The organism is Microbacterium sp. (assembly GCF_030149085.1).
Taxonomy (GTDB): Bacteria; Actinomycetota; Actinomycetes; order Actinomycetales; family Microbacteriaceae; genus Microbacterium.
The window spans coordinates 1-9,672 of the sequence record NZ_JASBSF010000204.1 but is presented as its reverse complement, the minus strand read 5'-3'; the positions used below and the strand labels follow the sequence as shown (position 1 = coordinate 9,672).

General features: G+C 64.7%; 6 protein-coding genes and 1 pseudogene. 6 read left to right on the top strand and 1 reads right to left on the bottom strand.

The features are described from left to right. A pseudogene (locus Q1V87_RS08155) lies at nt 1-305 on the top strand (Putrescine importer PuuP); the annotation flags it as partial. 183 nt (nt 306-488) lie between these two features. Here the strand turns inward: Q1V87_RS08155 and Q1V87_RS08150 are convergent. Then, the gene (locus tag Q1V87_RS08150) at nt 489-1,373 is read right to left on the bottom strand and encodes a LysR substrate-binding domain-containing protein (RefSeq protein WP_079941030.1); all 885 of its coding nucleotides are present in this window, start codon (nt 1,371-1,373) and stop codon (nt 489-491) included. A gap of 253 nt (nt 1,374-1,626) precedes the next feature. Between Q1V87_RS08150 and Q1V87_RS08145 the strand changes: the two genes are divergently transcribed. The 5 genes from Q1V87_RS08145 to mobF all read left to right on the top strand — a co-directional run bounded on the left by Q1V87_RS08145 (nt 1,627) and on the right by mobF (nt 9,591). After that, nucleotides 1,627-2,793: a CoA transferase gene (locus Q1V87_RS08145; RefSeq protein WP_253036098.1), complete on the top strand. Its 1,167-nt coding sequence runs from the start codon at nt 1,627-1,629 to the stop codon at nt 2,791-2,793. Then, entirely contained in the window at nt 2,790-3,992 is a 1,203-nt protein-coding gene (locus tag Q1V87_RS08140; RefSeq protein WP_079941028.1) for an acyl-CoA dehydrogenase family protein, read from the top strand. Before Q1V87_RS08145 ends, Q1V87_RS08140 begins: the two co-directional genes overlap by 4 nt. A 12-nt stretch (nt 3,993-4,004) precedes the next feature. After that, entirely contained in the window at nt 4,005-5,159 is a 1,155-nt protein-coding gene (locus tag Q1V87_RS08135) for an FAD-dependent oxidoreductase (RefSeq protein WP_079941027.1), read from the top strand. Nucleotides 5,160-5,194: 35 nt separating this feature from the next. Beyond that, nucleotides 5,195-6,364 carry a thiolase family protein gene (locus Q1V87_RS08130; RefSeq protein WP_079941026.1) on the top strand — a complete coding sequence of 390 codons (1,170 nt, stop codon included), beginning with the start codon at nt 5,195-5,197 and terminating at the stop codon, nt 6,362-6,364. A 395-nt stretch (nt 6,365-6,759) separates the two neighbouring features. Further along, a complete protein-coding gene (gene mobF, locus Q1V87_RS08125; protein WP_366945419.1) occupies nt 6,760-9,591 on the top strand; it encodes a MobF family relaxase in 2,832 nt (943 codons plus the stop codon). The last annotated feature ends 81 nt before the right edge of the window (nt 9,592-9,672 follow it).

The following is a 9,672-nucleotide window of genomic DNA, read 5'->3' as shown; positions in this document are numbered from 1 at the left end:
GTGCTGCCCCGGCCGCTCACCAAGCTGCACCCCGGTTCAGCACACCGTTTGTCGTAGTGATCGTCGTGTCGGTGTTCGCACTGGCCAGCCTGGTACTCGACTTGAATACGGCGGAGTTTATGATCAGCTTCGGCGCCCTCGCGGCGTTCGCGATGGTAAACCTGTCAGCCATCAAGGACGAGTTCCTCCGGAAAGACAGGACGGGGAACCGCGCGAAGGGAGGCGTCCTGCTGCACCTGGTCTGCCCGCTGATCGGGTTCGCGCTCACGGTCTGGCTGTGGACGTCGCTGGAGCCCTCGACCTGACTCGTCGGCTGCATTTGGCTGACCATCGCCGCTACCGAGACGCCGGGTCTCAGTGAGTCCGTCCCGAAGCTCGACTTCTCCGGCGAAGCGCCCACGACCATCCAGATCGATTAGCTCAGAGGAATCGAGGCGGCCGCCGACCGGTGAGGCAGTTGGGTATGCGCGCAGTACAGCTGGCGGCGCCTACAGGACTTCGTCGGCGAGTGCCAGCACCGTGGCGAGTGCGGGGTTCCGCGAATCGGCGCGCCAGGCCATGCGCAGGAGCACCTCGTCGAATGGGTCTGCGACCGGGAGGAAGGAGAACCCGTCGGTGTGGGTGTTCTCTGCGACCGATGAGATCGTGAGATGAATGCCGACCTCGGCTGCGACGAGTGACAGCGCCGTCCAGGTGTCGGGGGCGACCTGCGCGATGAGGGGGTCGAAGCCGGCAGCGTGGCTGAGTCGGAGCAGCCGGTCTGTAAGTACTGATCCGGGCTGCGGGGGGAGCGTCACGAAGTAGTCGGCGGAGAGCTGATCCATGTGGACCGAGTCAGCGCCGGCCAAGGTGTGGGTCTTCGGGACGGCGACGACGAGTTGCTCGTTGATCAGAGTGCGGGTTCTGATGCCGGCTGGGACGTAGTCCCAGCGGCCAATGGAGATGTCCGCCTCATCGTTCAGGAGCCGGTTGATGGCGGGCTGGGCGAAGTTCTGGCTGGAGAGCTCGAGGGATAGGTCTGGATGTTTGAGACGCGCAGCGCGGGAGAGCTGGCCGACGAGAATCTGTGTGGAGGCGCCAGCGAAGGCGATACCGACATGCCCGAGTTCGCCGCTCTGAGCGGCGCGCACATCGTGCGCGGCATGCTTGAGTTCGTTGAGAATGCGGCGGGCCGGGCCGAGCAGAGCCTCCCCGGCCGCAGTGACCTCCACGGAGCGCGTCGTGCGGTGGAACAGCTCCGCGCCCAGTTCCTTCTCCAGTGCCTTTATGGTGCGGCTTACCGGAGGCTGCGCCAAATGGAGGCGTTCGGCCGCTCGCCCGAAGTGCAGTTCTTCCGCGACGGCGACGAATGCTCTGAGGTCCTGAATTTCCACTCGCCAATGATAGCACGAGGATCATATATCGTGTCGTATTTGCTTCATTTCAGGTCTCAGTGCGACGAACGATTGGAGAGGGACATATGTGCTGAAGGTATCAATAACGTGAAAATAGGTATTTGACGTGCACTAATCGCGCCTGACAAGGTGAAAACATCGAAAACGGTTCAACGGAAGAACGGTCCCGAGGTAGACGGTGGAAGATCACAACAGACTTGAAGAACTACTCGCGCGTTCGGGGCAGGGGCCGTTGAGCGGCACCATCATCGCTGACTTCGGCAGGGTGCTGGCCGGGCCCTACTGCACTATGCTGCTGGCGGACATGGGGGCGACCGTCATCAAGGTCGAGAGTCCGATCGGGGACGAGACCCGTGCTTGGATGCCGCCGGAGCATGAGGGCAAGTCGACTTACTACCTCTCGATCAACCGGAACAAGCTGTCGATCGAACTGGACTTCAGCGACCCCGGGGATCTCGCGACCGCACGCGAGCTCGCAGCTCGCGCGGACGTCGTAATCGAGAACTTCAAGCCCGGCGGTCTCGAGAAGTTCGGGCTGGACTATCAGAGCGTGGCGGCTCAGAACCCGGACGTGATTTTCACCTCGATCACCGGGTTCGGTACCGCGGGCGGGGCGAGCCTTCCTGGATACGACCTGCTCGTCCAGGCTGCCTCCGGGCTCATGAGTCTCACCGGGGCGCCGGAGACCGAGCCGTTCCGTGCCGGCGTCGCGGTCGTCGATGTGTTCACGGGTATGCACGCCTGCATCGGTATCCTCGCCGCCCTCAACCACCGGCGAGTGACCGGTGAAGGGCAGCGGGTGGAGGTCAATCTGATGAGCTCGGCACTGTCGGGCCTGGTGAACCAGACCGGCGCTTACGCCATCGCAGGCGTCGTTCCGACCCGCATGGGCAACGAGCATCCGAGCATCTACCCTTACGAGCCGATCGCCACCGGAGACGGGGAGATCGTGCTCGCGATCGGCAACGACAGGCAGTTCCGGGTGCTCTGCCGGGAGCTCGGCACGCCTGAACTCGTCGAGGATCCGCGCTTCGCGTTCGCGCCCGACCGCAGCCGCAACCGACTCGATCTGCGTCCGCTACTCGAAGCCGCGCTCTCGCATGCGACCGCCACGGAGTGGTTCGAACGGCTCACCGCAGCGGGGATCCCGTGCGCGCCGATCCAGGACGTCGCAGCCGGTGTCCAGTTCGCCGAGCGCATCGGCCTGGATCCGATCATTCAAGCCGGATCCGGGGATGACTCTCTGTCCGGGATCCGCAACCCCATCACCTTCTCACAGACCCCGGCGACCTACGACAAGGCGCCCCCCGAGCTAGGCGCAGATACCGAGCTGGTGCGGCGCTGGCTCGCGGGCTCCTCGCCGCTCGCATCGATCTCAGCAAAGGAAGCAACAGCATGAGTGCACTCAACAGGTCAGGCGTCAACGTGGATTTCTACGGCGTCGAGGACTACCTCGGTGAGGAGGATCGCGCGCTCGTCGCGAAGGTGCGAGCCTTCGTCGATTCTGAGGTCACCCCGATCATCAACGAGTACTGGGAACAGGCGGACTTCCCGTACCAGATCCTCCCGAAGTTCGGGGAGCTTGGCATCATCGGCACCGCGATCGAAGGGTACGGCTGCCCAGGCCTGACCCGGTTGCAGGCGGGACTGGTCGCCATGGAGCTCTCCCGCGGTGACGGGAGCATCAACACGTTCAACGCCGTGCACTCCGGCCTCGCGATGGGGACGATCAACCTACTCGGCAGCGACGAACAGAAGCAGCGCTGGCTGACCCAGATGGCGAAGCTCGAGAAGCTCGGCGCGTTCGCGCTGACGGAACCCGATCACGGTTCCGACTCCGTGGCTCTTGAATCCAGCGCCCGCCTCGACGGCGACCACTACGTTCTCAATGGCTCGAAGCGGTGGATCGGCCTCGGCCACGTCGCAGATCTCGTCATCATCTGGGCGCGCGACACCGCCGACGACAAGGTCAAGGCGTTCATCCTGGAGAAGAACGAGGACGGCAGTTACCCGTCCGGATACCACGCGGAAGCCATCCAAGGGAAGATCGCCAAGCGCGCGATCCAGCAGGCGCAAATCACCTTCGAAGACCTTCGGATCCCCGCCGAGAACAAACTCGAAAAGTCTCAGTCGTTCCGCGATGTCGGGGCGGTGCTCAACCGCACCCGCAGCACCGTCGCCTGGGAATCGTTGGGACACGCGACCGCCGCCTACGAGGCGGCAGTGCAGTACGCGTCCGAGCGCGTCCAGTTCGGCAGCCCGATCTCACACTACCAACTCGTCCAGAACAAGCTCGCCAACATGCTCGCTGACCTTACAGCGATGCAGCTGGTCTGCTTCCGTGCCGGCGCCCTGCAGAACGAAGGCCGCCTAAGCAACGAGCAGGCCTCGCTCGCGAAGATGTTCACTGGCGATAAAGCGCGGCAGCTATGCCGCGATTCCCGCGACCTGCTCGGCGGCAACGGCTTGCTGCTCGAGAACCACGTCGCCCGCCATCTCACGGACATGGAAGTCGTCCACACCTACGAGGGCACCGATTTCATCCAGTCCCTGATCGTGGGCCGCGAGATCACTGGGGTCTCCGCGTTCAAGCGGTAAGGACGGAGCGAGATGGGCGAGTACATCGTCATAGGCGCAGGACTCGCCGGCGCCGCCACCGCGTGGCGTCTCGCCCAACGCGGGCAAGACGTGACCCTGCTGGAGCGGTCGGCACCAGCCAACCCGTACGGCAGTTCGCACGGCTCCGCGCGGATCTTTCGCTACGCCTACCCGAGCGAGCTCTACACAGGGCTCGTTATCCGTTCCAAGCCGCTGTGGGACGAACTCGAACGGGAGAACGGTGCACGTCTGATCGAACCCACCGGCGCCCTCGACCATGGCGCGGTGAACGATCCCGTCGGCCTCGCCCGTGTCCTGGACGCGCTGGGTGTCGAGCATGAGCTACTGCCAGAGGCGGAGGCGGGCTCGCGCTGGCCGCAGTACGGCTTCGACGGCGCGGTACTCTATCACCCCGGCGCTGGAGTGCTTGATGCCCGCAACACGGTCGAGGCGTTCGTTCGCCTGGCCGCCGCAACCGGGCGGGTCAGACTGCTCACGAACTGGACCGTCAGCTCTATCGAGCGGCGCACCGGCGGCTTCCGCGTCGAATCCACGGTCGGCGACGTCGTCGAAGGCGAGAAAGTGGTCGTCGCGGCCGGCCCGTGGCTTCCAACCCTTCTGGACTCGCTCGCTCTGCCTGCCGGGTTCATCCACTCACTGCCGTCTTTCGAAGTGCGTGAGGAGCAGGCGTTCCACTTCCCCTACCGCGACGCCGGCGCTTCCGGCGCACCCTATCCGGCTTGGCCGACGTTCATGCACGAGAACGAGACGGTCGACATCTACGGTCTGCCAGGCGGCCGCGACGCCGGATACCACGGCCTCAAGATCGCGCACTTCAATGGCGGAACCGTAATCCCGAGCATCTTCGACCGCACCGGCCAGATCCGGCCGGAGGCCAGGCAACGAGCTCGCGACTACGTCAAGGAATGGGTGCCCGGTGTCGAACCGGATTCCTACGCGGAAGCGACGTGCATGTTCACCAGCACGCCCAGCAGCGACTTTCTGATTGACGAGGCCGAAGGCATCGTCGTCCTGTCCGCCTGCTCCGGCCGTGGTGCGAAGTTCGCTCCGCTGCTCGGCGAGCTCGCCGCCGACCTTGCTACCGGCGCCGGGACCGTCCCTGACGAGTTCCGTGCCGCGTATCACTCCAGGCGCTCCGCAGCCTGACCCACCTTACTCACAGAAAGACCACGGTTCACCCCATGACCTCGACGTTCATCTACGATGCCGTCCGCACCCCTTTCGGACGCGCCGCCGGTGCGCTCTCCGGGATCCGCCCTGACGACCTCGCCGCGGTCGTCATGAAAGCCGCCGTCGAGCGCACCGGCGTCGATCCCGCACGTATTGAAGACGTGATCTTTGGAGACGCGAACCAGGCCGGTGAGGACAACCGCAACGTCGCCCGTTTCGGCGCCCTCCTCGCGGGCTTCCCCTCCTCGGTCACGGGCGTCACCGTCAACCGGCTTTGCGCATCGTCCGTGGAGGCCGTGATCCAGGGTTCCCGGGCGATCGAGTCGGGGGATGCAGAGCTGATCCTCGCCGGCGGCGTGGAGTCCATGTCCCGTGCGCCCTTCGTTCTCGAGAAGTCCCCGAAGCCCTGGCCGGCGGTCGGCAACCAGACGCTCTGGAACACTTCCATCGGGTGGCGCATGGTAAACCGGGCCCTGCCCAAGCATTGGACCATCTCCAACGGCGAGTCCGCGGAGAAGATCGCCCAGGAGTGGGGGATCACCCGTGAAGCACAGGACGCGTTCTCGGTCCGCTCGCATGAGCTCGCCGCGAAAGCGTGGGCGGAGGGCCGCTACGACGCCGAGATCGTGCAGGTGCCCGGCGCTGAGATGGCGCGCGATGAGGGCATCCGCGACGGCAGCACCGTTGAGAAGCTCGCCGGTCTCAAAGCGCTGTTCGCCGCCGACGGTACCGTGACGGCCGGGAACTCGTCCTCGATCAACGACGGTGCTTCCGCGGTGCTGCTCGGCGCCGAGGACGCCCTCGACGCCGAACCGCTCGCGCGGATTACCGGACGTGCCGCCCACGGCGTCGACCCGGACATCTTCCCGATCGCGCCGATCGAGGCCGCGAACAAGGCGCTGGCGCGCGCGGGACGGACCTGGGCGGACGTTGACCTCGTCGAGCTGAACGAAGCCTTCGCCTCACAGTCCCTGGCCTGCCTCAAAGGCTGGCCCGACTTCGACCCGGAGAAGCTCAACATCCACGGCGGCGCCATCGCCATCGGTCACCCCCTCGGCGCCTCAGGCGGCCGGATCATCGGTCACGCCGCCCACGAGCTCAAGCGCCGCGGCGGAGGAGTCGCAGTCGCCGCGATCTGCATCGGCGTCGGCCAAGGGCTCGCCGTTGTTCTTGAGCGGTAACTTATGGCCGTAGTGTCAATGCTGTTCAGTTCATTCGTCTCGGGTGGTACGCAGCTCAGAAGCTGCACTGGACTCTAAGCGGCCAGGTTACCTTTTGGCTGATTTAAGAGTACCTAATCAAACGGCTTTGGCCTCCGTCATGACCTTGCCAGCGTTGGATGGCAGAGGGGGATCTTGCTCAGAGCCGTACCGCAGCAAGCTCGATGAATGTAGGTGGTTCGCTGTCACACTCAGCAGCATGGGAGCGGCTTGAAGTTTGCAGGGTTCTTTCTTCGAGCTCATCTTCCGACTCACATATCTTGCAAACATGGCTGAAGCGCCACGACTCGACTCTGATTTGACCGCGTAGCGCGGGGCAGTCGAGGCCACCTATCGAACGTGAAAGGTGGCCTCCGATGACAGTTTCGATGCGTCGCATGACGGCGGGCGATGGGTACAAGTACCTCCTGAAGTCGGTCGCGTATGGCGACGGCGATAGAGCCTTGTCGACCCCGTTGACTCGCTACTACAGCGAAGAGGGAACCCCACCCGGCAGATGGCTCGGTTCTGGCCTGAGTGGCCTCGCGGACGGTCAGATTGTGGGCGGGGATACGGTGACCGAGACGCAACTCCAACTGCTCATCGGGATGGGCCGCGATCCCGTGACGGGTGATGCGCTTGGGCGACCTTACAGCCAGTTCCAGACGCTCGATGAGCGCGTTGCCGCTCGCATTGCCGCGCTCGATCCTGAACTCACGCCATCACAGCGCGCCGAAGCGGTCACGGTGATTGAGGCGGAGGAAGCGGCGAAGAAGAGCCGTAAGGCGGTCGCTGGTTACGACTTCACTTTCTCGATTCCGAAGTCAGCATCCGTGTTGTGGGCGGTGGCTGATGGGGGCACGCAACAACTCATCTGGGAAGCGCACCATGCCGCGATAGCTGATGTGTTGCAGTTCATGGAGCGCGAGGTCACTGCAACACGGGGAGGAGCGCGCGGCCCTGACGGTGCGGTGCTGCAACTCGACGTCGCTGGGGTTGTTGCAGCCGCGTATGACCACTACGACTCCAGGTTGCAAGACCCCTACCTGCATACGCATGTGGTGGTGTCGAACAAGGTGCAGCACGCCCAGACCATGCGTTGGCTCGCGCTTGACGGGCGACCTCTGCACGCAGCGACGGTCGCGCTGAGCGAACTTCATGAGGCGATCTTCGCTGACTCACTCACCCGGCTGCTTGGGGTCTCGTGGGAGTCACGCGAGCAAGCTGCTGGTCGGAACCAGTCGTGGGCGATCAGTGATGTGCCGGAGGAATTGATCAAAGCGTTCTCGAGTCGCGCACGCGATATTGAGGTCGAGAAAGAACGCCTTATTGCGGAGTTCGTGGCACGGCACGGCCGCAGGCCGTCGTCGGCTCAGGTCATCAAGCTGTTGCAGGAGGCCACGCTCGCAACACGCCCCGAGAAAGACGTGCGATCGCTGGATGACCTCACGAGCGAGTGGCGGGATCGTGCAACAGTGATCCTCGGTGAAGATGCGACGGCGTGGGCGATCAGTGTTGCGTGGCAACACGACCCCAGAAGCTCGGGCGTGCGGTTGTTGCGCGCCGATGATGTACCACTCGACATGATCGCAGCCCTCGGGAAGCAAGTGATCGAGACCGTGGGCGAGAAACGTTCGACCTGGCGACGCTGGAACCTCATGGCCGAAGCAGCCCGGCAGTCCATGTGGCTCAGGTTCGCGTCAAGCGAGGATCGCGAGGTCATCGTCGGCATGATCGCGGATGCCGCCGAGCAAGCATCGCTCAGGCTCACCCCGCCCGAACTTGCCGTCACACCCGCCGAGTTCCGGCGCGCTGATGGCTCCACAAGATTCCGGCCGAAGCACTCGACACTGTTCTCATCGACAGCGTTGCTTGCGGCGGAGGATCGGCTGATCGCGAGAGCGCGGGGCATGGCCGGCCCCAGGCTCGCGCTCGACACGATCGAACGCTTCGCGAACGAACCCGATAATGAGGGGCGCACGCTCGGCCCCGACCAACGCGACGCACTCGCCCGGATCGCGGTCTCAGGCCGCACCGTCGATGTTCTCGTGGGGCCTGCAGGTACTGGGAAGACTACGACGCTGGGCGCATTGCGTCGTGCCTGGGAATGGAAGCACGGTGAGGGGTCAGTGGTTGGGCTTGCCCCGTCAGCAGTCGCGGCAGGAGTGCTCGCTGATGAACTCGGCGTCCCGACCGATAACACCGCGAAATGGCGGGAAGTGTTCGAGCGCACCGGGCAGACCTTCACACGCGGTCAGCTGGTGATTCTTGATGAGGCGTCGCTTGCGGGTACGCACTCGCTCGACCTCATCACCCGTGAGGCTGAGCGGGTCGGAGCGAAAGTGCTGCTTGTTGGTGACCCGGCACAGTTGCAGTCGGTCGGCGTGGGCGGCGCGTTCACCCTGATCGTGAACGACCGCGCTGAGGGCACGCCGGAGTTGACGGAGGTGTGGCGGCTGAAACACGACTGGGAGAAACGCGCCTCGCTCGAGTTGCGCCACGGCCGCGTCCCCGTGATCGACACCTATATGGAGCATGGCAGGATTAGGGGCGGCACCATTGACGAGATGGCCGAGGCTGCGTACTGGGCCTGGTGGGAAGACCGGCAGGCCGGGCGAGGAACGATCCTGATCGCAGAAACCGTCGAGAATGTCACCGAACTGAACCAGCGGGCACGCCGCGACCTCATCGCCCACGGCTACGTCGCCGCTGAACGCGAGATCGAACTGGGCGACGGCAGCCGCGTGAGTGTGGGAGACACGATCATCACGAGGAAGAACGACCGCCGCCTGCGCTCGGCACACGGATGGGTGCGCAACGGTGAACGCTGGGTCGTGACGAACGTGCGCGATGACGGCTCGGTCTTCGTGCGGCCACCCACCATGCGGCGCGGGGGCGGGATCTTGTTGCCCGCCGCCTACGTTGCCGAGCACCTCGACCTCGGCTACGCCGTCACCGCGCACCGTGCCCAGGGCGTCACCGTCGATACCGCACACACACTCGTCGAAGCCACCACGACCAGGGAAGTGCTCTACGTCTCCATGACGCGCGGCAGATACTCGAACCGAGCCTATGTCGCCACGGATCGGCTCGATCCCGCGCACAGCGTGCCGCAGCCCGGCGAGAACCCCGACGCGACTGCCCGCACCTGTTACCCGTCACGTTGGATGACAGCCGGGGCGTCGTGGGTGACGACGTCGTCGTTGTGAGCTGAGGCGGGCTCTCGCCGTTTTGCGCTGGGTCGTCGGCGGCGTCAGGCTGACGATGTCCGGGTAAGCGAACGGCCCGAC

Excerpts from the sequence above, each read along its gene's own strand:
- Q1V87_RS08140 (WP_079941028.1), top strand. The coding sequence starts at position 2,790 with ATGAGTGCACTCAACAGGTCAGGCGTCAACGTGGATTTCTACGGCGTC.
- Q1V87_RS08130 (WP_079941026.1), top strand. The coding sequence starts at position 5,195 with ATGACCTCGACGTTCATCTACGATGCCGTCCGCACCCCTTTCGGACGC.
- Q1V87_RS08135 (WP_079941027.1), top strand. The coding sequence starts at position 4,005 with ATGGGCGAGTACATCGTCATAGGCGCAGGACTCGCCGGCGCCGCCACC.
- mobF (WP_366945419.1), top strand. The coding sequence starts at position 6,760 with ATGACAGTTTCGATGCGTCGCATGACGGCGGGCGATGGGTACAAGTAC.